Origin of the sequence: Magnetospirillum sp. UT-4, assembly GCF_902729435.1 — a bacterium.
GTDB lineage: Bacteria > Pseudomonadota > Alphaproteobacteria > Rhodospirillales > Magnetospirillaceae > Magnetospirillum.
In genome coordinates, this window is the sequence record NZ_CACVCG010000101.1 from 79,402 (window position 1) to 101,360 (window position 21,959).

The following is a 21,959-nucleotide window of genomic DNA, read 5'->3' on the forward strand; positions in this document are numbered from 1 at the left end:
TCCTAAGTGAAAGGGCTCGCCATGAAACCCTGCGTTTCCCAGTCTCACCGTGGCCGGACCCGGCTGGCCCTGGCCAGCCTGTCTGCCACCACCATGCTGTCGTCTCTGGGCATCAGCAGCGTCAACATCGCCTTGCCCGCCCTGTCCGAGGCGTTCGATGCGTCGTTCCCGCAGGTGCAGTGGGTGGTGCTGTCCTATCTTCTCGCCGTCACCGCCTTGATCGTCGGGATCGGGCGGCTGGGCGACATGGTTGGCCGGCGGCGCCTGCTGCTGGTCGGCATCACCCTGTTCATCGCGGCGTCAGTGGCCGGGGGCCTGGCCTCGTCGCTGTGGGTTCTGGTGACCGCGCGGGCAGTGCAGGGCCTGGGCGGCGCCGCCATGATGGCGCTGTCGCTGTCCTTCGTCGGCGAGGTCGTGCCGAAGGACCGGACCGGCCGCGCCATGGGCCTGCTCGGCACCATGTCGGCGGTGGGAACGGCATTGGGGCCGTCGCTGGGCGGATTCCTGGTCGATGCCCTCGGATGGCGGAGTCTGCTCCTGGTCAATGGGCCGCTGGGGCTGGTCGCGCTGGTCCTGGCCGTGCGGGGCCTGCCCATCGACGATCGTGTCGCCGGACCCGGCCCGGCCCACTTCGACCGCGCCGGCTGGGTGCTGCTGGCCCTGACCCTGGCCGCCTATTCCACGGCGATGACCGCGGAAGGGGGCGGCGTGGGCCTGCTCGCCGTCGCCGCGGTCGCGGGCGTCCTGTTCGTGCGGACCGAAGCCAGGGCGCCCGACCCTCTGGTCAGCCTCGAGCTGTTCCGCCAGACCGCGCTGGGCGTGGGCATGGCCGCCAGCGCGCTGGTCTCGACGGTGATGATGGCGACCCTGGTGGTGGGCCCGTTTTATCTGTCGCGAACCTTGGGACTGGATGCCAGCTCGGTCGGTCTGGTGGTTTCCGCCGGGCCGGTGGTGGCTGCGTTGACCGGGTTTCCCGCCGGTCGGGCCGCCGACCGCTACGGCGCCCGCCGGGTGGTGGTGACCGGATTGCTGATGATCCTGGCGGGGGCCGTCGCGCTCTCGGCACTGCCGGAGGAGGCGGGCGTTCCCGGCTATGTGGCCGCCATCGTCACCGCCACTGCCGGCTATGCGCTGTTCCAGACCGCCAACAACACCGAGGTCATGGCCGATATCCCGGTGGATCGCCGCGGCTTGGTGTCGGGGGGGCTCAGCCTGTCCCGCAACCTGGGCCTGATCACCGGGGCCTCGACGATGGGTGCCGTATTCGCCCTGGGGGCGGGAACCGCCGACCTGGCCGCCGCTCCGCCCGAGGCGGTGGCGGCGGGATTGCGGGCGACCTTCCTGGTGGCGGCATGCCTGATCAGTACCGCCCTGGCGGTGGTGGCCGGGTTCAGGACTTCGTCCGCTTGTCGATGACCCGCTTGGCGTTGATGGCGCCGGTGCGCCCCGGCACGGGGGCGCGGATGGCGGCGTATTCGATGGCCAGGCGGGCATTGTCGATGGCGGCCTGGTCCGACTTCACCGCCGCCTCCAGCACGGCGGCGTCGGCGGTGGCGACCTTCTGGCGGGTCGCCGAGCCGACCTTCAAGCAGCTCGGTATAGCGGGCAAGATCGGCCCGGGAGCGGCCCAACTGCGCCCTGTCGCGCAGCAGGCTGGCCTCGGCCTTGGGCGCCTCCGCCGTCGGCGGCGATGGTGGCGATCCGGGGCATGCGCATGCCTCCATCAAGCCCTGTGCCGCCGAAACCGTCAACGGGGGATCGGTAACGGAGGGTAACGGCCTGGTCTCCTCCATCGCGGGCATAAATTCGGATGCTCGCCGCTTTGAAGGGAATACCCTTGACGAGCGGCTTGTGTTCCTATATTGTTCCTTGCGACTTGATCTTGGGGGCTTGGTCCATGGGGCGTTCGTGCAACAGGCTGGTGGTTCTGGTGGCGGCGACGGTGGTGACGCTGGCGTCAGCCGTAACCGTCCGGGCCGAGTCCTCGCTCCCCAAATTCAATCCCAAGGCCATGGTGCCGCTGGTTCATGGCCCCAACTGGATCGATTTGGACGGGGATGGGCGCAAGGATCTGGTGATGAAGTCGCGGTGGGAAATCAACGGTCCCCACAGCGCTTCCGTCTACAGCGTTCATCGTCGGCTGGTTCCCAACGACCCCTTCCGCTACGAGGGGCCGGATTGGCATCTGGTTCCTTTCATTGATGGTAGGCCCGGCCACCCGCATGGGGTTGAGAGCATCGTCACCCACGAGGGGGCCGATTGCATCCTGCGGGATATTCGGCTCTTTGCCCACGGCAAGGGGGCCAAGACCGAGACCTTGGTCATCATCGCCGAGCGCGACGCGGGCGAGGGATTCTGGGAAGAACGGCCGTTCAGGTTCCGCGTGTTCAAATGGCTCCGGGCCAAGGATGTCGGCGAAGATGAGGCACAGAACTTTGTCGGCATCGCCTTTCGTTTGGTCGGCGAGGTGACATCCAAGAAGGCCTATTGCGGTGCCAACGAGGCTTTTAAGAATGAGTTTGGCGTAGAAAACCCGGAAAAATCTGATGAACGGAGATGACCGTCATGGCTAGCAGGAGTGCGAAACGCGCGCGTCACAACGGCAAGCGTGCGGTCGAATATTACGACGACGGAGGAAACAAAACAGCAACGCATGTCGGTGGCGAACCTGCGTGGCGCAACAATAACCCTGGGAACCTAAAATGGTCTCCATTCACCAGAGATAAACTTGGCGCAATTGGCTCCGACGGGACATTCGCAATCTTTCCGTCTTGGGAAGCTGGTGAAGAAGCGAAGCGGAACCTGATGAAGCTTTCTGGCCTCTACAAAGGCAAGACCATAGCCGAGGCTATGGAAATATATGCGCCGAGATCAGAGAACAATACGGATGCCTACCTGCAATTCATCAAGCAAAAATCGGGAGTCGACCTCTCTAAGAAACTCGCCGATCTTACTCCCGCGGAATATGAAGCATTCATGGGGGCGATCCGCGAGTATGAAAGTTCGGCCGGGCGGGGGCACGAAAAGGGTAAGGGAACCGTCATCAAGCACAGCGGCAATGATGGGCAGGCGGCGCCAGCACCTGACCTCTCCACCCTGCGTCCCGAGCCACGGCCGCGAATGGGTGACCAAGAAGGACCTGCCGCCGTTGACGGCGAGCCGAAGCCTGGGGATCAACCCGCTGAACCGGAGCCACCGCAAGAACAAAAGAAGTCCGAAGCGCCCGCCGATCCCCGCACCCACAGCCTGGTCGAGATGGCCTCGGCCCCCATCGACAATCCTGGTCGCTCAGCGCTGCTGAAGCCGGTGGAGAAGCTCACCCAGGCCGAGATGATGGACATGATCAACCACGCCCAGGGCGACTATCGCGGGCATCGGGCCGGCGATCCGCTGAAATATCACACCTACGAGAAGGTGCAGGATTGGCATGTGGCCATGTACGGGGACGGCCCCCAGCAGCATGACGGCGGCAAGCCCGTCGAGCCGAAGCCGATCCGCCCGATTCCCGAGCAGCCCAGCCCGCACACCACCCCCGATGGCGGCGACCTGTGGCTGGCGACGGCCCGGATCGGGCAGCAGGTGGCCGAGGCCGCCGGTACCGATGGCTATAGCAACGCCGTCAAGGGCCTGCAGCGGGGGCTGAACATCCTCAACCAGGCCAATCCTTTGCCGGCCCGCTCACCTGCCTATGGCCCCTATACCAAGCTGGGTCCGGTGACTGAGGACGGCCAATACGGTCCGCAGACCGACTTCGCGCTCAAATACGCCACCGCCCGGCAGGGGCCGGCCAAGGTGCAGGACGGTCTGGCCCTGGGCCGCTTCAACACCTTCGCCCGCAATGCGCAAACCAGTGGCAATGCGGACGGACTGGAGGCCGCCACCCACGGTGCCTTCGGCCCGCTGTTCCGCTCTGGCGTTGATACCGGCTCGCCCAAGGTCGAGGGTGGCGTGCTGCAGGAAACCCTGAACGTCCTCGGCCCCCGGCATCACGACGATTGGGAGGCCCTGAAGGTGGACAACTGGGTCGGCCCCAAGACCACCGCCGCCTTCGGGCGGGTGTTGCAAAACGAGGATGCCGACCGCCTGACCACCGCCTTCGGGCGCGGTCTTGGGCTGCTTTAGCGGCGCCTCACCCCTTCGGCCGCTTGTCGATGACCCGCTTGGCCTTGCCCATGGAGCGCTCGATGGCTTCCGGGGCGACCACGTTGACCTTGGTGGAGATGCCGATGAAGGATTTGATGTGGTGGGTGAGGTCCTTGGCGGCGGCGGCGGCGGTGGTTGCGTCGTAGGGCTGGTCGGCGCGCATCTCGACGTTGACGGCCATGGTGTCCAGGTGGCCGTCGCGGCTGACCTCCAGCTGGTAGTGGGGGGCCAGGCGGGAATCCTTCAGGATCATCTCCTCGATCTGGGTCGGGAAGACGTTGACGCCCCGGATGATCAGCATGTCGTCGGAACGGCCGGTGATCTTGTCGATCCTGCGGAAGCTGCGGGCCGTGCCGGGCAGCAGGCGGGTGAGGTCGCGGGTGCGGTAGCGGATGATGGGCAGCGCTTCCTTGGTCAGCGAGGTGAACACCAGCTCGCCCATCTCGCCGTCGGGCAGCACGGCGCCGGTCTCGGGGTCGATGATCTCGGGGTAGAAATGGTCCTCCCACACATGGGGGCCGTCCTTGGTCTCGATGCACTCGTTGGCGACGCCGGGGCCGATCACCTCCGAGAGGCCGTAGATGTCGATGGCGTCGATCCCCAAGCGCTCCTCGATCTCGGCGCGCATGGCGTGGGTCCACGGCTCGGCGCCGAAGATGCCGATGCGCAGCGGGCAGGTGCGGGTGTCCATGCCCTGGCGGTCCATCTCGTCGGCGATGGCCAGCATGTAGCTGGGGGTGACCATGATGATCTCGGGCTTGAAATCGGCGATCAGCTGGACCTGCTTCTCGGTCTGGCCGCCCGACATGGGGATGACGGTGCAGCCCAGCTTCTCGGCGCCGTAATGGGCGCCCAGGCCGCCGGTGAACAGGCCGTAGCCATAGGCGATGTGGCACTTGTCGCCCCGGCGCCCGCCCGAGGCCCGGATCGAGCGGGCCATCACCTCGGACCACATGGCGATGTCGCCCCGGGTATAGCCGACCACCGTGGGCTTGCCGGTGGTGCCCGAGCTGGCATGCACCCGCACCACCTCGTCCATGGGCACCGCGAACATGCCGAAGGGGTAGGTCTGGCGCAGATCGTCCTTGGTGGTGAAGGGGAACAGGGCAAGGTCCTCCAGCCGCTTCAGCTGGTCGGGATGCACCCCCTTGGCCTCGCACTTGGCGCGGAAGTGGGCGACGTTGTCATAGGCGTGGCGCACCGACCAGCGCATGCGCTCGAGCTGCAGCGCGGCGATCTCGTCGCGGCTGGCGATCTCGATGGGGTCGAGGGCGTCCCGCGAGGGGGCGGCGCGGCGGCTGTCGATGGCGGTCACGTGAGGCTTCCTCCCTACTTCCGGGGGGAACGTCTACTTCGTCCGTCGCGGTGCTGCAACAGTTGGTTCGCTCGGCCGTCACCCCCGCCGGAAGATCAGCGAGGTGTTGACCCCGCCGAAGGCGAAGTTGTTGGACATGAAATATTCGGCGTCGATGCGCCGGCCGGCGCCCATGATGTAGTCGAGATCGGCGCAGCGCTCGTCGATCGCCTCCAGGTTTGCGGTGGGGCAGGCCCAGCCCTCGCGCATCATCTCCATGCCCAGCCAGGCCTCGATGGCGCCGCAGGCGCCCAGGGAATGGCCGAAATGGCCCTTCAGGGAATGGATGGGAACGGCGCGGCCGAAGGCGGCGCGGGTGGCCTGGGTCTCGGCGATGTCGCCCCATTCGGTGGCGGTGCCGTGGCCGTTGACCAGGCCGATGGCCTCGGGTGCCAGTCCGGCGTCCTCCAGTGCCAGGCGGAGTGCGATCTCCATGGTCGCCGCCTGGGGCTGGGTGACGTGGCTGCCATCGGCATTGGTGCCGAAGCCCACCACCTCGCCGTAGATGGTGGCGCCGCGCGCCCTGGCCCGCTCGTAGTCCTCAAGCACCAATGTGGCGGCGCCCTCGCCGATCACCAGCCCGTCGCGGTCGCGGTCGAAGGGCCTGGGCGAGGCGTGGGGGGCGTCGTTGCGTGTCGAGGTGGCGAACAGGGTGTCGAACACCGCCACGTCGGTGATATCCAGTTCCTCGGCGCCGCCGGCCAGCATGATGTCGGCCTTGCCCCAGCGGATGGCCTCGGCGGCGTAGCCGATGCCCTGGCTGCCCGAGGTGCAGGCGTTGGAGGTGGGGATCATGCGGCCGGTGATTCCGAAGAACAGGCCGACATTGACCAGGGCGGTGTGCCCCATCATCTGGATGTAGGTGGTGGCGTTGAGGTGGCGCGAGGCGCCGTTCATCTTCAGCTCGTAGAAGCCCAGCACCGAATCCGGGCTGCCGAAGGACGAGCCGAAGGCGGCCCCGGTGCGCCCGCCCGAGATCACCGGATCGCCCAGCAGCCCGGCATCCTCCAGCGCCCGTTCGGTGGCGGCCGCCGCCAGGGTGGCGATGCGGCCCATGGTGCGGGTCTTCTTGCGCGGCCAGTGCTCGGGCACGGTGAAGTCCAGGACCGGCGCCCCCAGGCGGGTGTTGACCCCGGCGAAGCGGTCCCAGTCCGGGCTCATGGCGCGGATGCCGGTGCGTCCGGCCCGCATGGCGGCGCGGATGTCCGGCCACGTATTGCCCAGGGCGGTGACGCCGCCCATGCCGGTGACGGCAACTCTGCGCATCAGATCATCCCCCCGTTGACCGAGATCACCTGGCGGGTGACGTAGCCGGCCCCCTCGGAGCACAGGAACCCGACCACCGCCGCCACCTCCTCGGGCCGGCCGATCCGGCGCATGGGGATCTGCTTCAAGGCTTCGTCCAGCGGCACCTCGGCGATCATGGCGGTATCGACCAGGCCGGGGGCGACGCAATTGACGGTGATGGCCCGCTTGGCCAGTTCCAGCGCCAGCGCCTTGGTGGCGCCGATGATGCCGGCCTTGGCGGCGGAATAGTTGACCTGGCCGCGATTGCCGGCCAGCCCCGACACCGAGGACAGGGTGACGATGCGCCCGCCCTGGCGCGCGGAGATCATCGGCACCATCGCCGGGCGCAGCACGTTGTAGAAGCCGTCCAGGTTGGTGCCCAGCACGCTGTCCCACTCGTCCTCGGTCATGGCCGGGAAGGCGGAATCGCGGCAGATGCCGGCGTTCAGCACCACCCCCCAATAGGGGCCGTGCGCCTCCATGTCGGCCTCCAGCGCGGTCCGGCAGGCGTCGCGGTCGGCGATGTCGAAGGCAAGCAGGCGGCCGCGGCCGCCGCATTGGTCCAGAGTCGCGGCGGCCCCCGCGGCATCCGAATGGTAATGGACGACCATGGTGAATCCGTCGGCGGCAAGGCGCCGGGCGATGGCGGCGCCGATCCCCTTGCTGGCGCCGGTGACCAGGATGGTCTTGGTGGTCATGGCGTCTCCTCGGGCTGGTAGAGGGTGAGCTGGGCGGTGGCGAGCACCTGGCCGCCGGCGGTGAGCGAGCAGTCGAACACCCCCATGCCCTGGTCGCGGAACACCACCCGGACGGCGATCTCCAGTGCCTCGCCCGGGGGGAACCATTCGGTCTCGGCCAGATAGCGGCGGGTGCCCAGCAGGTAGCCGAGGCGGACCGGCTCCCCGGCCTCCAGCGCGGCGGCGCCGACCCAGGCTCCGCAGGCCTGGGCCATCAGCTCGATGCCCACATGGGCGGGCAGCCCCCGCGCGGTCATGAAGGGGTTGTCCGGGCCGGTATCGGCCAGCGCCGTCACCGCCTCCGCATCGTAGTCCAGCACCCGCTCCAGCAGCAGCATGGGCGGCACGTGGGGCAGCAGCTCGGCCACGCTCCAGGGACAGGGCGTCATGGCCGCCCCCCGCCGCCGGCCAGCGCGATGCAGCAATTGGCGCCGCCGAACGCAAAGGAATTGCTGATGGCGGCGGGTCCGGCCAGCCGGGTTCCCGGCACCGCCAAGGCGAGGGCGGGCAAAGCGGGATCGGGCACGCCGTCCCAGACATGGGGCGGCACCCATCCCTCGGGGTTCCAGGCCCGCGACAGGGTCAGCCACAGGAACGCCGCCTCAATGGCGCCGGCGGCGCCCAGGGTGTGGCCGGTCAGCGCCTTGGTCGAGCTGGCCGGCGGCTGGGCGGCGCCGAACCGCTCGGCCATGGCCTTCGATTCCATGGCGTCGTTCAGCGGCGTGGCGGTGCCGTGCAGGTTGACGTAGCCGATCTGGCCCGGCGCCAGCCCGGCATCGGCCAGGGCCGCGTCCATCACCGCCAGGGCGCCCTTGCCCTCGGGATCGGGGGCGCTGATGTGGTGGGCGTCGGAGGTCTCGCCCAGCCCGGCCAGGGCGATCTCGGCCGCGTCGGGGCTCAGCAGGAACAGGGCGCCGCCCTCGCCGATGGTGATGCCCGACCGGTTGGCGCTCATGGGATTGCAGGGCGTGGCGGCCATGGCCTCCAGCGCGGTGAAGCCGCACACCGTCATCCGGCACAGGGTGTCGGCGCCGCCGGCGATGGCGGCGTCGGCCAGTCCGGCGCGGATCAGCCGCCGGGCGCTGGCGATGGCCTTGGCCCCCGACGAGCAGGCGGCGGCGACCACATAGGCCGGGCCCGACAGGCCCAGCAGCCCGGCCAGGAAGGCGGCGCCGCTGCCGGTCTCCTGCTGGCGGTAGTGGAAGCCCTCGGGCCAGCCACCGGTGGCGCCGTGATGGGCCAGCGCCGCCTCGCCCTCGGCGATGCCCGAGGTGCTGGTGCCGACCACCACGGCGATGCGGTGGGCACCGAAGCGCGCCTTGGCCGCTTCGATCTCGGCAGCGATCTCGCCGGCCAGCAGGGCATACAGGCGGTTGTTGCGGCTGTCCCAGCCGCCGAGGTGGTCGGGCAGCGGCGGCAGCGGCGCCGGCAGCCCGGCCAGCGGCACGCTCCGCCCGGGCAGGAAGCCGTCGCGCCGGCCGATGCCGGAGCGGTCGCCGGCCATCAGCGGGCCGATGGTGGCGGCCTTGCCCAGGCCCAGGCACGACGCCACCGCCATGGCCGGCAGGTACAGCCGGTGCGTCAAGGCGCCACCGTCGCCGAGCTGATGTCGAGTTCGTAGTTCCAGGCGGCATTGCGCAGCCGCGCCGCGCCGTTCCAGGGATCGCCGGCCCAGGCGATGGCCACCGCGTCGCCGATCCTGCGGCCGGTGCCGTCCTGGCTCAGCTCCGCCCCCTTGAGGGCGCGGCGCACCACCTCCTCGGGCCAGTACAGCAGGACGATGTCGGCCAGCATGTTCTCGGCCCGCAGCTCGTCGGGCACCCAGGGCAGCCGTTCCGCCGCCAGCCGCCCGTCGGCCCAGGTCACCGACAGCGCCCGCCGGCCCATGGCGTCCAGGCAGGCCAGGCGCAGGCCCTTGGCATTCACCGACAGGCGGGCCTCGAAGGTCCAGCTCTCCTCGGCGTAGCGGGCGGTGACCATCTGCACCGCCTCGACCGAGCGGCCGAGCTCGGCGGCGGCGGGCAGGACGAGGGTGATGCCGGGCGCCAACTCCACCGTGTCGCCGGGCGGGGGTGGCGCGGCGCAGGCGGCAAGGCCGAGGCAGACGGGAAAGACCAGGGTCATCGGGCGCATGGCGGAGCTTACCCTACCGTTCGGGGATATTCCACCGTCGCCGTGTGACCGACGGTGCGAGGATGAAGGCGAGTGCCACCCCCACCAGCATGGTGGCGCCGAAGGCCCGTACCGCCGCCAGGCTGCTGAGCGCCAGCAGGCCGAAGGAGAGCAGGGTGGTGGCGGTGGCGAGGAAGACGGCGAACAGGGTGGCGGGGTCGCGCCTCCGGTCCTCGGCGCAGAAGATGGCGTAGTCGGTGGCGATGGACAGCACCAGCACCAGCGCCATGGCGCCGAAGAAGCTGAACGGCATCCCGAACAGGGCAAGGATCGCCGGCGTCGCGGTCAGCGCCACCACGGCGGGAGCCAGGACCATGACGGCGCCGCCCCAGCCGTAGCGCCACGCCAGCAAGGGCAGCGACAGCGCCGCCGACAGCGCCAGCAGGGCCAGCGCCCGGTGGCGATAGGTTTTGAGCAATCCGTTCATGTCGGCGGTGGGATCGACGAAGCGCACCCCCGGCACGCCTTCGGCGGCGTTGCGCACAGCCTCCAGGTCCATTCCCGAGTCCAGCGCGACCATGTGGGTGAGGCCATCGACCACCAGCAGATCGAGGAAGGGCAGGCCGCCGGCGGCGCTCAGGTCAGCCGGCTCCAGCGGGCGCGGCGGCGGCGGCTCGGGCGGCGCTGCCGGCAGGCCGATCCGGGCGCGGTAGGACTCCAGATGGGGGGCGGTCAGCGCCGTTTCGACCAGCCGCGCGTTCTCGGCCTGGCGCTTGGCCGATGGGACGAAGCGCGCCACCGCCAGCCACCCGGTCCGCTGGCCCAGCGCCCGGCCCAGCTCCTCCTCTCGTTCCAGCACCTGCTGCTCGCTCCCGCCCTCGACCACCAGGAACTGATGGGCGCGGCCGAAGCCGATCAGCCGCTGCGCCTCGGCCTGCTCGGCCACCAGATCGGGGGGCAGCCGCTGCTGCCGGCGCCAATCGTCGTCCACCTCCAGCCGCCAGGTTCCCAGCGCGGCGACCGCCAGCAGCGCCGCCGCCAGCCAAAGGCGGGCGCGGCGGTGGCCGTCCTCGGCCCACAGGCGCCACAGGCCGGATACCGCCCCGGCCACGCGGGGGTTCAGCGCGCGCGGCGGCAGGCGGTCGAGCAGGGGGAACCACAGCACCACCGTCAGGAACGCCCCCGCCAGCCCGATGCCCGAGAACACCGCCACCTGACGCAATCCGGGGAAGGGGGCCAGGCCCAGGCAGGCATAGCCCAGCACCGAGGTGGCCAGCCCCAGCACCAGGCCCGGCCGCACATGGGCGAGGCGCTCGGCCGGGTCGCGCCGCTGGGTGAAGGCCTGGCCGAAATAATGCAGGGCGTAATCCACCGCGACGCCGATCAGCCCGGCGCCGAACAGCTGCGCCGCCACGTGGAGCGAGCCGAACAGCAGCAGGCAGGCCGACAGCGCCGTCACCAGCCCGACCGCGATGGCCGCGGTGGTGAGCAGCAGCGGCGTGGCCGAGCGGAACACCAGCAGCACCAGCACCACCACTCCGGCCAGCGACACTGCGCCGATGGCGGCGGCCTCGCTTATGCCGTTGCGCGCCCCGGCCTCGGCGAAGAACACCGTGCCCAGGCGCAGCAGCCTGAGATCCGGCGGGGCGGCGGCGCGCATGGCCGCGATCTCGGCGGCGAGCCGCCGCTGCAGGCCGAGGGCGAAGGGGGTGTCCGCCAGACTCAGCTCCACCATCACCCAGGTGGTGCCGTCGGCGTCCCGGGTGGAGAGCATGCCGTCATCGACGGCCAGCCGGCTGCCGGGCAGCGGCACTCCCGACAGGAAGGCGGGGAACAGCAGGAACGGGTCGCGGGCCAGCAGGCGCGAATCGGCCGGGCCGCCGAAGCCGTAGACCTGGGACAGCGCCCGCGTCGCCAGGGCGGCGCCGTCGCCGGCCAGCAGGCGCTCGCGGTCGGCTTCGGCCAGCAGCCCGGCGCGGTGGGGGAAATAGGTCTCGCCCAGGCGGCGGATCGCCGCATCGGTGGGGACGGAAACCCCGGGCCGGGCCACCCCCGCCTCGGCCAGGCGCCGGCCCAGGGCCTCGGCCTGGGCGCGGGCTATCCCACGCTCGCCATGGCCGACCAGCACCACCGCCCGTTCGGCCAGCGCCCCCAGCATGCGGTCCTTGGCCCGCTGGATCACGTCGTCGCCGTCCTCGCGCGGCAGCAGCGCCATGATGTCCGACTGCAACGGCAAGCCGTGCCAGGAGACCGCGCCGACATGCGCCACCGCCGCCAGCACCAGGACCAGCCACAGCCAGGCGAGAGACTTGCTCATTTCAGCAAGGCGGCTTCGTCCGCCGTCAGGGGGGAGGCGCTCACCACCTGCTCGAAGAAGGTCAGTCGGTCGAAATCGCCGTTGGGCCGCACGATCTCGACCCGCTCCACATAGCGGCCCATGCGGGCGCGGATGGCCGAGATCTGCTGGGCGGCGGACTCGTCGGAGCCGCGCGGCGTCAGGGTGATGGCGGCCCCGGCGCGGGACACCGTGAACCCCCGCTCCAGCGCCCCCCAATCGCCGGCCAGCGCCCCCGCCATCATGTCGTAGAGGCGCGCCAGCACGGGCAGGCGGGCGGCCGACAGCCGCGTCGTCTCGGTGCCGGCCACGCTCTGGACCACCCCGGCCGGACTCACCACCGTGGTCACCGCGAAGGGCGTTTCGGCGCGCCAGATCAGGCCCTGGCCGGGCACCACCGTGAACCGCCCCTGCGAGCGGATGGGGGCCTTGAAGCCCTCCAGGTGGCGCTCCTGGACGAAATGGCCGCGCAGCACTTCGCCCGGCTTGAGCAGTATCTCGTCGGCCCGCGCCGGAACGGCGAGGACCAGGAGAAGAAGGATCAGGCGGATCATGGCAGCAGCCTCCGCACCCGCTCGGTCAGATCGGGCGGGCATTCCAGGCAGGTCTCGCCGGTGGCCATGCGGACCGCCAGCTGGATGGTGCGGGCCTTGGTCAGCACCTCGCCCGAGGCGGAATCGAGGATGCGGTAGTCGATCACCAGGCGGTTCTCGTACTCGGCCAGCACCGCCTCGACCCGCAGCGCCTGGGCCAGGACCACCGGGCGGATGTATTTCAGCCGCATGTCGACCACCGGCCAGGCATAGCCCGAGTCGCGCATGGCGCCGTAGCCGTAGCCGATGTGGTCGAGCAGGGCGACCCGCGCCGGTTCCAGGAAGCGCGGGTAGTTGCCGTGCCAGACCACCTCCATGGGGTCGAGGTCGAAGAACTGGGCGGTAACGGCGATTTCGGCGCAAATCATGGACTCCGTCCCTCGGCCCAGAAGTCGAAGAAGTTGTACCACTGCCAGGGGTGGTCCCGGCATTCGCGCTCGAGCCGGCCGGCATAGGCCGCGACGTGCCCGGCCAGCGCCTCGGCGCGCTTTCCGCGCGGCAGCTGGATGCGCTCGGCGAAGGGCTCGACGGCGAAGCGCCAGCGCCCCGGCCCGGTGCGGCGGCAGAACAGCAGATGCACCGGACAGTCCAGCACCGAGGCCAGCAGCCACGGCCCGTTGGAGAACGGCGCCGGCGCGCCGAGGAACGGCACGGGAGTGGTGTGGGTTACGGCCCCACCGGGGACGGAACCAGCGGCCATTGAGGCCGCGGCCAAGCCGCCGGAGGCGGCGCCCGGCGAGGGCGCCTTTCTACTGCCCGACATTCCCAGGGGCACCCGGTCGCCGGCGATGGCCACCCACTCGCCGCGCTCCACCGCCTCGCGCAGCACGATGGCGGTGTCGGGGCCGATCTCGGCCACCTGGATCATCCGCCCGGCCTCGGCGCCGCGGAAGCGCGACAGCATGCGGTTGTAGTTCTCGGCGTGGCGGGTATGGGCCAGCACCGTCACCCGCCGGCGCAGGTCCGCCGGCATCAGGGCGCGGCACAGTTCCACCGCGCCGTGATGGGACACCACCAGCACCGCGCCCCTTGGATCGGCGACCAGGCCGGCCAGTTGCTCCGGGTCCTCGGTGGTCATGGCATCGGGCGGGATGGCGCCCGACCACGCCAGGAAGGTGTCGAGCGCCGCCCCGGCGAAGTCCATGAAGTGGCGGAAACCCTGGGCCAGCGAGGGCTGCCGCCTGAGCACCCGGCCGAGATAGGCGCGCGAGGCCCGCCGCTGCGCCTTCCCGGCCAGGAAGAAGTACAGGACGATGGGCGCCAGCACCCACGCCACCGCCCGCCGCCCGACCAGCGCATGGGCGGCGGTGACGAATTTCAGGCCCCACAATCCGCCGCGCTCGGCCAGCCCGGCCCAGTGCGAGGCGCCGCCATCGGGGCAAGGCGGCCGGTGGCGCAGGATCGAGGGCAGCCGCCACAGCAGGGTCAGCACCAGCCGGGTATGCATCAGGCTGATGCGCACATTGTCGCGCAGCATGCGGAAGTTCGAGGTGTTGCCGGGCGGATAGACCACCCGCACCGGCACCATCACCGGCGCCACCCCGCGCCAGAACAGCCGCACCATGATCTCGGTGTCGAAATCCATGCCGGTGCCCGGCGGGTCGGACTCCATCAGCGCCAGGCAGGCGGCGAGGGGATAGACCCGGAAGCCGCACATGCTGTCCTCGATGCGCAGCGACAGGGTCTCGATGAACACCCAAAAATGGGTGATCCAGCGCCCCAGCCGCCGCCCCAGCGGCGCCGAGGCATCGTAGGCGGGGCGGCCGCTGACCATGGCGGCGGGGTTGTCCCTGGCCGCCGCCAGCAGCGCCGCCAGCGCCGCCGGATCATGCTGGCCGTCGGCGTCCACCTGCACCACGTGGGTGAAGCCGCCGTCTTGGGCCAGGCGGAAGCCGTCCATCACCGCCGCGCCCTTGCCGCCGTTCACCGGTCGCCGCACCACCCGCACCCCGGATTCGGGGTCGTGCAGGGCGGCGATGGCGGCAGCCGCCTGCGGCCCGCTGCCGTCGTCGATGATCAGCACCGGCAGGCCGTGGCGACGCAGGGCGGCCACCACCTCGGGCAACGCTTGCCAGTGGTCGTGGCTGGGGATGACGGCGCAGGGACGGAAGGTCTCGGTCATGGCAGCCTGATCCGTCCGGTGGAGAACACCTGCTCGCCCCGCCGGTAGGTGAAGTCGAGATGCCGTCCCGCCGGTCCCAAGGCCAGGGCCAGGCTCGGCCGGTCGCCGGGGCTCAGGATGGCCTTGAACTTGACCTGGAAATCGGTGGCCGCCGCCACGCCCAGCCCCAGGGCCTCGGCGGCGAAATGCAGGGCCCAGTGGATCTGCACCACGCCGGGCAGGATGGGGGTGCCGGGGAAGTGGCCGCGGAACCACAAAAGCTCGGGCTGGAGCTCCAGCTCCAGTTCCGCGCCGGCCTCGGTGGCGCGGCGGGCGAGGACGCGGGGAAGGGTTTCGGTCACGGCGCGGGCTCCTCGAACAGAACGGCCAGCGCGGCGGAGGTCTGCTTGCCCAGGGCCGTCGCCGGCAGGGCGGCGACGAAGCGCCAGCGGCGCGGCAGCGAGGCGAAGTCGAGCCGGGCCGAAAGACGGCGGCGCAACCGGCGGCCGAAGCGGAAGGCGCCCTCCGCCGCCAGGGTTTCCGCACCAGTAGCCGAGGGCACCACCACCGCCGCCAGGGTGGGGACCGGCCCGTCCAGCAGCAGGACCCGGGCCTCGGCCACCTCGGCCAGGGTGGCGAGATCGCGTTCGACCTCGTCCAGGGCCACCCGTTTGCCCTCGATCTTGACGATCCGGTCGGCCCGCCCGAGCAGGCGGAAACCGTCGTCCTCCACCGCGATGCGGTCGGCCAGCTCGGCGGTGCCGCCGGGGGCGTGAAGGCGCAGCAATCCCTCCGCCGTGGCCTCGACCCGGTAGCCGGGCAGCGGAATCCAGGCCGGGTCGCCGCCGTCGCGCGGGCGGGTGGCGATGGCCCCGGTCTCGGTGCTGCCGTAGATCTCGGCCACCGGCGCGCCGAACAGGGCGCGGGCATCGGCCGCCGCCGCCTCGGGCAGCGGGGCGCCGGCCGACAGCACCAGGCGCGGGCGGCTTTCCGGCGCCAGCGGCGCCAGACCGTCCAGGCGGGTCAGATGGGCCGGGCTGGACACCACCACCGCCCCCGCCAGCTCCTGGCGCAGCGCCTCCTCGGGCGCGTCGCAGCGGCGGCGGAACACGGCGCGGCCCGCCGCCAGCGGCCACAACAGCCCGAACACCAGCCCGAAGGCATGGTGGAGCGGCACCATGGACAGGGCCGGCGCGCCGGCCAGCCGCGCGCCCCACAGCGCCTGCAGCGCGGCGATCTCGCCGTCCAGGGCGGCGAGGCCGCGCAGCACCCGCTTGGGCTCGCCGGTGGAGCCCGAGGTGTGGAAGGCGATGGCCAGGCCGGGATCGATGACCCCGCTCCACGCGCCCGGCGCGGCGCCGAAGTCGTCATCCACCACCCGGTCGCACTCGCCGGCCAGCCGGGCCAGGGTGTCGGGGCGGTCGTTGGGCGGCAGCGCCACCTCGGCCCCGGCCGCCAGCAGCCCGAACAGTCCGACCGCGAAGCGCCAGCCGTCGCGGCAGCAGAGCAGGCCGCGGCGGCAGCCCGACAGGGCGGCGGCGGTTCCGCCCACCTCGGCGCGGAACCGCGCCCAGTCCAGGCCGTCACCGCCCAGCCCGGCACCCACCGCCACCGCCTGCCCGGGCGGGCGGTCGGCCAGGGCGAGGCGCGCCAGCGGGATCACGCTCGCCGGCGCAGCCATGTGCGCACTCCGTATTCGGCGGTGAACAGCGCCGCCATCAGCAGGTAGCTGAGCAGGCCGTTGTAGAGGGTCCACAAGGCGAGGTCGCCCGAGGCGGCGGTGGCCGCCGAGACGGCGGCGTTACCCAGCAGGAAGACGAACCAGACCCGGGTCACGTTGCGCATGTAGGCGCGCGCCGCCGGGCCGGGATCGGGCTCGGCCAGGCGGGCGAAATGCTCGATCAGAGTTGGTCCTCGCCGCAGCGACAGGCCGAAGGCCGCCGCCATGCCCAGGCTCATCAGCACCGGATAGGCCAGCGCGGCGGTGCGGCCGTCGGCCAAGGCGAGGGCAGCGGTGGCGACAGCCACGGCGGCCACCGGCGGCACCAGCGCGCCGGCCAGGGGCGAGCGGCGCAGCAGGCCCAGCCGGGCCGCCGCCAGGGCGACGGCGACCAGGGCCAGCGCGCCGGCCGGAACCCGACCCAGGGCGCCGTACACCACGAAAGGATAGGCCAGCCCCAGCGCGCCCAGCAGGACGGCGCCGAGTCTATTCGGTGAAGAGGTCATGGACGCGATCGACCACGTCGGCGACGGTGCGCACCGTCTTGAACTGCTCGGGCTTGATCTTCTTGCCGGTCAGGTCCTGCAGCCGCACCACCAGATCGACGGCGTCGATGCTGTCCAGGTCCAGCTCCTCGAACAGCCGGGCCTCGGGGGTGATCTTCTCTGCCGGGATTTCGAACATTTCCTGCAGGTACTGCGACAGGGTGGCCTGGATCTCGTCGCGGGTCATGGGCTGGCGGTCCTTTGCGAGCGGATGAAGGCGGCCAGGGTGGCGACGCTGAAGAAGTGGGTCTTCACCTCGTCCGACACGGTCTCGATGCGCAGGCCGAACGCCTTGCGCAGGGCCACGCCCAGTTCCAGGGCGTCGATGGAATCGAGGCCCAGCCCGCTGTCGCCGAACAGCGGCTCGTCGGTGGCGATCTCGTCAGGCGACAAGTCCTCCAGCTTCAAGGCATCCACGATCAGCCGCTTCAGGTCCCGTATCAACTCGTCCATGTCCAACCTTGTCCGCGTAGTAGTTCCGGATGAAGTCGACCAACTGCCGTGCCGCCAGGGCCCGGTGCCGGTCGGGGAAGGCGGAGGCCGGCAGCTTCTCGCCGACCTCCATGGAAAAGGCCGTGCGCCGCGACGGCGTCCACCACCACGGCACGCCCTTGCACAGGATCGGCGGATCGCAGCCCATGGTGATCAGCTGGATGTCGGCCCCGGCCTCCAGGGCGATGGTGGCGAAGCCGCGGTGCAGCGGCATGGCCATGCCGGGCACGGTGCGGGTGCCCTCGGGGAACAGCACCAGGTTGTCGCCGGCGCGCAAGGCGGCGACGCAGGCCGCCACCAGGTCTTCGGGCGCCAGGTCGTTGCGCAGGTAGCCGGCGCCCTCGACGGTGATGCGGAAGAAGGGATTGCGCCACAGCGCCCCCTTGACCACGCACTGGACGTTGGGAATGGCCGCCAGGATCATCACCACGTCCAGCAGCGACGGATGGTTGGCGATCAGCAGGGTGCCCTTGAGCCCCCGCAGCCGCTCGATCCCGGTGGTGCGGATGTCGGCGAAGCGCAGGAAGCGCATGCCGAAGCAATAGAGCCGCAGGCCGTGATGGAGCACCGCCTGGATGCGGGCGCGGCGCCGCGCGCGGTCCGGGGTCAGCAGGGTGACGAGGGGGAAGGCGGTCAGCGCCAGGATGGTGCCGCCGAGTCCGATCAGGGCGAGGAACAGGGCGTTGCCGAAGCCGCGCCACAGCCATTCCGCCTTACGCAGCATGGCGCCACCGCCAGGTCATGCGTTCGCCGGTGGCCTCGGCCGCAGCGTCGCCGCCGGCCAGCATCTCGCCGAAGCGCAGCGCCGGGTCGTCGCCCGATGGTGCCGCCGCCGGCTCGAACTCGAGCCGCACGGAATCACCGCCTGCCGGGCGCAGGAGCAGGGCCAGCACCAGCGCCGCCTCCTCGGCATCGGCGATGTCGCGGTACTCGGCGGGCAGCGGCTCGTCGAAATGCAGCAGCAGGACGGAGCCGTCGCCGTCGGCCAGGCAGGCCGCCGCCTCGACGCAGCCCCAGCCGAAGGTGTCGCCGCCGGCGGCCACCGCGGTATGGCCGGCGCGGTTGCCGGTGGCGATGGACAGCAGTGCCGCCAGGCCGTGATGGATGGACAGGCTGAACTCGGCCGGCGACAGCTCCTCCTCCGCCGCCAGGGCGCGGGCCAGGCCCAGGGTGCGCTGGTACTCGCCGTGGCGGGAGGACAACACGATGCGCGGGCTGTCGCCATGATCGGCCAGCAGCGGCCACGCCGCCTCCAGCACCTTGCGCCCCAGCGGCGTCGCGCGGCGCTTGAGGCCGGCCGGTGCCGGCACCGCGGCGACGGCGCCGCCGGACAGCAGCGCCGCCCGGCCGGGCAGCCACGCCGTCCACGCCGCCACTGCGAAACCGACGGATTGCGCCCCGCCCGCTGCCGCGCTTACCATGCGCCCCGTCCCCGAAAACGCGATGCAGCCATGACGGACGTTCTATCTCCACATCCGCCGGTGCTCTTGAGAGTTGCCCGTTCGGCATATAGGCCATCAAATCGTTTGGCATGCAACAATGATGCGAATGCTGTGCCAAAAACCACTGAAAGGGGCGATTTGCGGCGGTGGCAGTCGTTGCGGGCGCGCGAGCTCGCCGGAGCCATGCTGCCCCCGGGTGCCTGGCGCATCGAGGCCGACGCGGACGGGCGGCCGCTGGTGGTGGGCGGCGACGGAAGCCGGGGGCCGGACCTCTCGCTCAGCCATTCCGGCGCCTGGGTGGCGGCGGCGCTGGCCGGGCAGGGGCGGGTGGGCGTCGATGTCGAGACCCTGCGGCCCGGACGCGACGCCCGGGGCATCGCCGATGCCTGGCTGTCCCAACCGGAGCGCCGGGCGGTGGCGGCGGAGGGGCAGGGGGCGCTGCTGGCCTTCTGGTGCATGCGCGAAGCCGTCGCCAAGGCCATCGGCGGCGGGCTGGCCGAGGCGCTCGGCCTCGACGGCGCGATTCTTCCCGAAGGCCGCGGCGGATCGTGCGGCACAAGCACATGGGTGGTGGCGCACCGGCAAGCCCAGGATCTGCACATCGCCCTGGCGTGGTCGGGACCCGGTCTGGCGCCGGGGCGCTGCCGCTGGCTGGAGGACGTTCTCGCCCATGGGATGCCGGTGTCTTAGGTAGCAGTGCGGATTTGCGTACATTGGCAAATTTCGCTAGCATCAACGGGCACGACCTATGATGTTTCAGGACATGTCAACGCGCCGCGTTCATATGCATTTGATGACGGTGTTGGTGGCCGCGGTGGCGCTGCTGTGGGCTGCTGCCGTTCCGGCTGCGGCCGACGAGGGCGACCTGCCGGCGCTGCTGGCCGCCGCCCGCGCCGCCGGCGAGGCCAGCCCCGACATCGCCAAGGTGACCCTGGTCGAGGCGACCTCGCGCCAATTGCTGCGCATCGAGGGCGACATCGACTTTCCCTTCAGCGTCGGCATCGACCTGCCGCTGGACGCCCAGCCGCGCGACATCAGCGCCGCCCTGTCGGCCTCGGTCGAGGACACCGGGCGCTTCGTCGTCATCTTCGACGTCGCCCTGGCCAAGGTCTCGCGCAAGGTCCGCGACATGAAGGACAAGGCGTCGCGCCGCATCGTCGGCGTCAACAAGACCGACAACCCGGCCTATATGCGCGCCATCAAGCAGCTGGATTCCGCCTCGGCCAAGTTGGAGCGCGCCCCCGGCCACGCCAAGCTGGTCAAGATGGCCGAGGACGCTCAGCAGAAGCTGGTCACCACGCCCCGCTACATCGAGCAGCCCGTCTACGGCAACTACGCTTACAAGCTGGCCCATGTGGAGGGCGCCAAGGCGCTGACCGTCAACTACTTCGTGGTCGACCGGGTGAAGAAGCGGTCCGTCAAGGGCGTGTTCGACGTGGTCGAGCGCGAGCAGTTCACCCTGGCCTACGACATGGACCCCACCGATCCCGAACAGTCGATGGTCCGGGGCGACGTGGCGTCGGAGCGCCAGCTGCGCGACTGGGAGCGGGCGGCGGTGGTGATCCCGCTGTCCCAGGTCCTCGACCAGGCCGCCGCAGCGCCGTCCCAGCCCCTGGTGGCGCTGGAGGAGTTGCTGCGCCAGGTGGCCCGCGACCGCACCAGCGCCTCCCTCCGCGCCAATGCCGAGACCTACGACAACCGCCCGCTCAACGATCCCCGCTTCGACAGCGTGGTCGTCGTCTATACGCCCGGCAGCTTGGGGACCGGCTTCTTCGTGCGCTCCAACATCGTGATGACCAACTGGCACGTGGTCGAAAGCCGCCCCATCGTCGAAATGCGCTTCTACGACCGGCGCGAGACCTTCGGCCAGGTGATCGCCAAGGACGTCCGCCTCGACCTCGCTCTGGTCAAGGTCCAGGACCGCGGCCGCCCGGTCGAGTTCTTTGAAGGCAAGGGGCTAATGCCGGGCGATCGGGTCGACGCCATCGGTCATCCCCAGAGCCGGCTGTTTTCGATCACCCGCGGCGTCGTCAGCGCCATCCGCAAGGCCGAAGGCAGCAACGTGGCGCAAAGGCAGAGGGCGAGACCGGTGCTGTTCATCCAGACCGACGCCAACATCAATCCGGGCAATTCCGGCGGCCCGCTGTTCAAGGGAGACAAGGTGGTCGGGATCAATTCGTGGGGCCAGCAGCGCGAATCCATGGGAGAAGGTGGAGTTGTGATGGTGCCCGCACCCGGCCTCAACTTCGCCCTGCATTATTCCGAAGCCAAGCGTTTCCTTGACGAGAGCCTGAGGGGAGAATGACCGCCATGTCCTTCGACCGACGTCTTTTCCTGGCCGGCGGCCTGGCCCTGGCGGTGGGGGCCTGCCAGCGGCGCAACATGGGCGACATGGTGGTCGATTCCCGGACCGACCGCATGTACGGCATGCGCTCGGACAATTCGGTGTTCACCGATGCCCAGCTCTATCCCAACCGCCGCCTGAAGTTGTCCCTGCGCAACATGTCGGGCGATCCGGTGTGGGATCTGGACGGCACCCGCGACACGCTGATGCAGGGCTATCTCGCCAAGGGCTACGAGGCCTCGGACGGTACCGATTTCGGGCTCAAGATCGACCTCAACGTCATCCGCAGCCAGCAATACGACGTCGATATCACCGCCCAGTTCGGCTTCCTGGGGGCCGCCGCCGGTGCGGTGGCCGGCGGCGTCGCCGGCCACGTCTCCGGCTACGGCGCGGTGACCGGGGCCTCGGTCGGCATGGCGGCGGGGGCTGCGCTGGGGACGCTGGCCAGCTATTTCACCGCCGACCACATCTACGTGGTGGTCACCGAGGCCACCTTCGCGGTACGGCGCAACGCCACCAAGCCGCGCCGGGTCGTCACCTTCGACGGCAGCCCGCGCATCGAGGATTGGGAGGAAAGCGGCTACGGCAGCTTCACCAAGGTCCACCGGGTGCTGATTTCCAATTACGGCGGCGGCCGCTCGGTCAGCCAGCTGGACATGGCCGAGGACATCCGCCAGCGCCAGATCCGCTCGCTGATCAGCCTGGTATGACAGTTTTGTGACAGGAGGCGGGTTCCGGACTATACTCCCCCGAC

The 21,959-nt window shown here is 70.6% G+C and carries 24 protein-coding genes; 6 read left to right on the top strand and 18 right to left on the bottom strand.

Annotated elements, in window-relative coordinates; translation table 11 throughout:
- The first annotated feature begins 21 nt into the window (after positions 1-21).
- Entirely contained in the window at positions 22-1,416 is a 1,395-nt protein-coding gene (locus tag MTBUT4_RS14030; RefSeq protein WP_173980314.1) for an MFS transporter, read from the top strand.
- Here the strand turns inward: MTBUT4_RS14030 and MTBUT4_RS14035 are convergent.
- Positions 1,391-1,609, bottom strand: coding sequence for a hypothetical protein (locus MTBUT4_RS14035; protein ID WP_173980315.1), 219 nt, complete (start codon positions 1,607-1,609; stop codon positions 1,391-1,393). The genes MTBUT4_RS14030 and MTBUT4_RS14035 overlap by 26 nt on opposite strands.
- Positions 1,610-1,897: 288 nt before the next feature.
- On the opposite strand from MTBUT4_RS14035, the gene MTBUT4_RS14040 reads away from it, so the two are divergent.
- Together MTBUT4_RS14040 and MTBUT4_RS14045 are read left to right on the top strand one after the other, a co-directional pair.
- Positions 1,898-2,560, top strand: coding sequence for a hypothetical protein (locus tag MTBUT4_RS14040; RefSeq protein ID WP_173980316.1), 663 nt, complete (start codon positions 1,898-1,900; stop codon positions 2,558-2,560).
- Positions 2,557-4,122: a hypothetical protein gene (locus MTBUT4_RS14045; protein WP_173980317.1), complete on the top strand. Its 1,566-nt coding sequence runs from the start codon at positions 2,557-2,559 to the stop codon at positions 4,120-4,122. Before MTBUT4_RS14040 ends, MTBUT4_RS14045 begins: the two co-directional genes overlap by 4 nt.
- 7 nt (positions 4,123-4,129) lie before the next feature.
- Here the strand turns inward: MTBUT4_RS14045 and paaK are convergent, their stop codons facing one another.
- The 17 genes from paaK to MTBUT4_RS14130 all read right to left on the bottom strand — a co-directional run bounded on the left by paaK (position 4,130) and on the right by MTBUT4_RS14130 (position 18,840).
- Positions 4,130-5,458 (bottom strand): phenylacetate--CoA ligase PaaK, encoded by a 1,329-nt coding sequence (gene paaK, locus MTBUT4_RS14050; RefSeq protein WP_217424178.1) that lies wholly within the window; start codon positions 5,456-5,458, stop codon positions 4,130-4,132.
- Positions 5,459-5,536: 78 nt separating this feature from the next.
- Complete coding sequence (locus MTBUT4_RS14055) at positions 5,537-6,763, bottom strand: beta-ketoacyl-ACP synthase (RefSeq protein WP_173980318.1); 1,227 nt, start codon at positions 6,761-6,763, stop codon at positions 5,537-5,539.
- Positions 6,763-7,482 (bottom strand): 3-ketoacyl-ACP reductase FabG2, encoded by a 720-nt coding sequence (locus MTBUT4_RS14060; RefSeq protein ID WP_173980319.1) that lies wholly within the window; start codon positions 7,480-7,482, stop codon positions 6,763-6,765. The genes MTBUT4_RS14055 and MTBUT4_RS14060 overlap by 1 nt, the downstream gene beginning before the upstream one ends.
- Positions 7,479-7,910, bottom strand: a complete 432-nt coding sequence (locus MTBUT4_RS14065) for a 3-hydroxylacyl-ACP dehydratase (protein ID WP_173980320.1) — start codon at positions 7,908-7,910, stop codon at positions 7,479-7,481. The genes MTBUT4_RS14060 and MTBUT4_RS14065 overlap by 4 nt, the downstream gene beginning before the upstream one ends.
- Positions 7,907-9,106: a beta-ketoacyl-ACP synthase gene (locus tag MTBUT4_RS14070; RefSeq protein ID WP_173980321.1), complete on the bottom strand. Its 1,200-nt coding sequence runs from the start codon at positions 9,104-9,106 to the stop codon at positions 7,907-7,909. The genes MTBUT4_RS14065 and MTBUT4_RS14070 overlap by 4 nt, the downstream gene beginning before the upstream one ends.
- A complete protein-coding gene (locus tag MTBUT4_RS14075) occupies positions 9,103-9,654 on the bottom strand; it encodes a DUF3261 domain-containing protein (RefSeq protein WP_173980322.1) in 552 nt (183 codons plus the stop codon). The genes MTBUT4_RS14070 and MTBUT4_RS14075 overlap by 4 nt, the downstream gene beginning before the upstream one ends.
- Positions 9,655-9,667: 13 nt before the next feature.
- A complete protein-coding gene (locus MTBUT4_RS14080) occupies positions 9,668-11,950 on the bottom strand; it encodes an MMPL family transporter (RefSeq protein WP_173980323.1) in 2,283 nt (760 codons plus the stop codon).
- On the bottom strand, positions 11,947-12,522 hold the full coding sequence (locus tag MTBUT4_RS14085; protein WP_173980324.1) for an outer membrane lipoprotein carrier protein LolA: 576 nt from the start codon (positions 12,520-12,522) through the stop codon (positions 11,947-11,949). The genes MTBUT4_RS14080 and MTBUT4_RS14085 overlap by 4 nt, the downstream gene beginning before the upstream one ends.
- Complete coding sequence (locus MTBUT4_RS14090) at positions 12,519-12,929, bottom strand: thioesterase family protein (RefSeq protein WP_173980325.1); 411 nt, start codon at positions 12,927-12,929, stop codon at positions 12,519-12,521. The genes MTBUT4_RS14085 and MTBUT4_RS14090 overlap by 4 nt, the downstream gene beginning before the upstream one ends.
- Positions 12,926-14,683: a glycosyltransferase gene (locus MTBUT4_RS14095; RefSeq protein WP_173980326.1), complete on the bottom strand. Its 1,758-nt coding sequence runs from the start codon at positions 14,681-14,683 to the stop codon at positions 12,926-12,928. The genes MTBUT4_RS14090 and MTBUT4_RS14095 overlap by 4 nt, the downstream gene beginning before the upstream one ends.
- Positions 14,680-15,024 carry a hydroxymyristoyl-ACP dehydratase gene (locus MTBUT4_RS14100; RefSeq protein WP_173980327.1) on the bottom strand — a complete coding sequence of 115 codons (345 nt, stop codon included), beginning with the start codon at positions 15,022-15,024 and terminating at the stop codon, positions 14,680-14,682. The genes MTBUT4_RS14095 and MTBUT4_RS14100 overlap by 4 nt, the downstream gene beginning before the upstream one ends.
- Positions 15,021-16,343, bottom strand: coding sequence for an AMP-binding protein (locus MTBUT4_RS14105; protein ID WP_173980328.1), 1,323 nt, complete (start codon positions 16,341-16,343; stop codon positions 15,021-15,023). Before MTBUT4_RS14105 ends, MTBUT4_RS14100 begins: the two co-directional genes overlap by 4 nt.
- Positions 16,322-16,888, bottom strand: coding sequence for a hypothetical protein (locus MTBUT4_RS14110; RefSeq protein ID WP_173980329.1), 567 nt, complete (start codon positions 16,886-16,888; stop codon positions 16,322-16,324). Before MTBUT4_RS14110 ends, MTBUT4_RS14105 begins: the two co-directional genes overlap by 22 nt.
- Complete coding sequence (locus MTBUT4_RS14115; RefSeq protein ID WP_173980330.1) at positions 16,869-17,114, bottom strand: acyl carrier protein; 246 nt, start codon at positions 17,112-17,114, stop codon at positions 16,869-16,871. The genes MTBUT4_RS14110 and MTBUT4_RS14115 overlap by 20 nt, the downstream gene beginning before the upstream one ends.
- Positions 17,111-17,380, bottom strand: coding sequence for a phosphopantetheine-binding protein (locus MTBUT4_RS14120; protein WP_173980331.1), 270 nt, complete (start codon positions 17,378-17,380; stop codon positions 17,111-17,113). Before MTBUT4_RS14120 ends, MTBUT4_RS14115 begins: the two co-directional genes overlap by 4 nt.
- Positions 17,310-18,143, bottom strand: a complete 834-nt coding sequence (locus MTBUT4_RS14125) for a 1-acyl-sn-glycerol-3-phosphate acyltransferase (RefSeq protein ID WP_173980332.1) — start codon at positions 18,141-18,143, stop codon at positions 17,310-17,312. The genes MTBUT4_RS14120 and MTBUT4_RS14125 overlap by 71 nt, the downstream gene beginning before the upstream one ends.
- Positions 18,133-18,840 carry a beta-ketoacyl synthase chain length factor gene (locus MTBUT4_RS14130; protein ID WP_173980333.1) on the bottom strand — a complete coding sequence of 236 codons (708 nt, stop codon included), beginning with the start codon at positions 18,838-18,840 and terminating at the stop codon, positions 18,133-18,135. The genes MTBUT4_RS14125 and MTBUT4_RS14130 overlap by 11 nt, the downstream gene beginning before the upstream one ends.
- Positions 18,841-19,044: 204 nt before the next feature.
- Here MTBUT4_RS14130 and MTBUT4_RS14135 point away from each other — a divergent pair, with 204 nt between their 5' ends.
- From MTBUT4_RS14135 to traT, 3 genes are all read left to right on the top strand, one after another.
- The gene (locus MTBUT4_RS14135; protein ID WP_173980334.1) at positions 19,045-19,551 is read left to right on the top strand and encodes a 4'-phosphopantetheinyl transferase superfamily protein; all 507 of its coding nucleotides are present in this window, start codon (positions 19,045-19,047) and stop codon (positions 19,549-19,551) included.
- 103 nt (positions 19,552-19,654) lie between these two features.
- Positions 19,655-21,166 carry a S1C family serine protease gene (locus MTBUT4_RS14140; protein ID WP_173980335.1) on the top strand — a complete coding sequence of 504 codons (1,512 nt, stop codon included), beginning with the start codon at positions 19,655-19,657 and terminating at the stop codon, positions 21,164-21,166.
- Positions 21,163-21,915: a complement resistance protein TraT gene (gene traT / locus MTBUT4_RS14145; RefSeq protein ID WP_173980336.1), complete on the top strand. Its 753-nt coding sequence runs from the start codon at positions 21,163-21,165 to the stop codon at positions 21,913-21,915. The genes MTBUT4_RS14140 and traT overlap by 4 nt, the downstream gene beginning before the upstream one ends.
- The last annotated feature ends 44 nt before the right edge of the window (positions 21,916-21,959 follow it).

What these genes read in the sequence shown, in the direction of transcription:
- MTBUT4_RS14105 (WP_173980328.1), bottom strand. Translation starts at nt 16,343, where the DNA reads ATGGCTGCGCCGGCGAGCGTGATCCCGCTGGCGCGCCTCGCCCTGGCC.
- MTBUT4_RS14075 (WP_173980322.1), bottom strand. Translation starts at nt 9,654, where the DNA reads ATGCGCCCGATGACCCTGGTCTTTCCCGTCTGCCTCGGCCTTGCCGCC.
- MTBUT4_RS14060 (WP_173980319.1), bottom strand. Translation starts at nt 7,482, where the DNA reads ATGACCACCAAGACCATCCTGGTCACCGGCGCCAGCAAGGGGATCGGC.
- MTBUT4_RS14080 (WP_173980323.1), bottom strand. Translation starts at nt 11,950, where the DNA reads ATGAGCAAGTCTCTCGCCTGGCTGTGGCTGGTCCTGGTGCTGGCGGCG.
- MTBUT4_RS14140 (WP_173980335.1), top strand. Translation starts at nt 19,655, where the DNA reads ATGACGGTGTTGGTGGCCGCGGTGGCGCTGCTGTGGGCTGCTGCCGTT.
- MTBUT4_RS14110 (WP_173980329.1), bottom strand. Translation starts at nt 16,888, where the DNA reads ATGACCTCTTCACCGAATAGACTCGGCGCCGTCCTGCTGGGCGCGCTG.
- MTBUT4_RS14030 (WP_173980314.1), top strand. Translation starts at nt 22, where the DNA reads ATGAAACCCTGCGTTTCCCAGTCTCACCGTGGCCGGACCCGGCTGGCC.
- MTBUT4_RS14135 (WP_173980334.1), top strand. Translation starts at nt 19,045, where the DNA reads ATGCTGCCCCCGGGTGCCTGGCGCATCGAGGCCGACGCGGACGGGCGG.
- MTBUT4_RS14045 (WP_173980317.1), top strand. Translation starts at nt 2,557, where the DNA reads ATGACCGTCATGGCTAGCAGGAGTGCGAAACGCGCGCGTCACAACGGC.
- MTBUT4_RS14130 (WP_173980333.1), bottom strand. Translation starts at nt 18,840, where the DNA reads ATGGTAAGCGCGGCAGCGGGCGGGGCGCAATCCGTCGGTTTCGCAGTG.
- MTBUT4_RS14085 (WP_173980324.1), bottom strand. Translation starts at nt 12,522, where the DNA reads ATGATCCGCCTGATCCTTCTTCTCCTGGTCCTCGCCGTTCCGGCGCGG.
- traT (WP_173980336.1), top strand. Translation starts at nt 21,163, where the DNA reads ATGACCGCCATGTCCTTCGACCGACGTCTTTTCCTGGCCGGCGGCCTG.
- MTBUT4_RS14040 (WP_173980316.1), top strand. Translation starts at nt 1,898, where the DNA reads ATGGGGCGTTCGTGCAACAGGCTGGTGGTTCTGGTGGCGGCGACGGTG.
- MTBUT4_RS14090 (WP_173980325.1), bottom strand. Translation starts at nt 12,929, where the DNA reads ATGATTTGCGCCGAAATCGCCGTTACCGCCCAGTTCTTCGACCTCGAC.
- MTBUT4_RS14115 (WP_173980330.1), bottom strand. Translation starts at nt 17,114, where the DNA reads ATGACCCGCGACGAGATCCAGGCCACCCTGTCGCAGTACCTGCAGGAA.
- MTBUT4_RS14120 (WP_173980331.1), bottom strand. Translation starts at nt 17,380, where the DNA reads ATGGACGAGTTGATACGGGACCTGAAGCGGCTGATCGTGGATGCCTTG.
- MTBUT4_RS14095 (WP_173980326.1), bottom strand. Translation starts at nt 14,683, where the DNA reads ATGACCGAGACCTTCCGTCCCTGCGCCGTCATCCCCAGCCACGACCAC.
- MTBUT4_RS14055 (WP_173980318.1), bottom strand. Translation starts at nt 6,763, where the DNA reads ATGCGCAGAGTTGCCGTCACCGGCATGGGCGGCGTCACCGCCCTGGGC.
- MTBUT4_RS14065 (WP_173980320.1), bottom strand. Translation starts at nt 7,910, where the DNA reads ATGACGCCCTGTCCCTGGAGCGTGGCCGAGCTGCTGCCCCACGTGCCG.
- MTBUT4_RS14125 (WP_173980332.1), bottom strand. Translation starts at nt 18,143, where the DNA reads ATGCTGCGTAAGGCGGAATGGCTGTGGCGCGGCTTCGGCAACGCCCTG.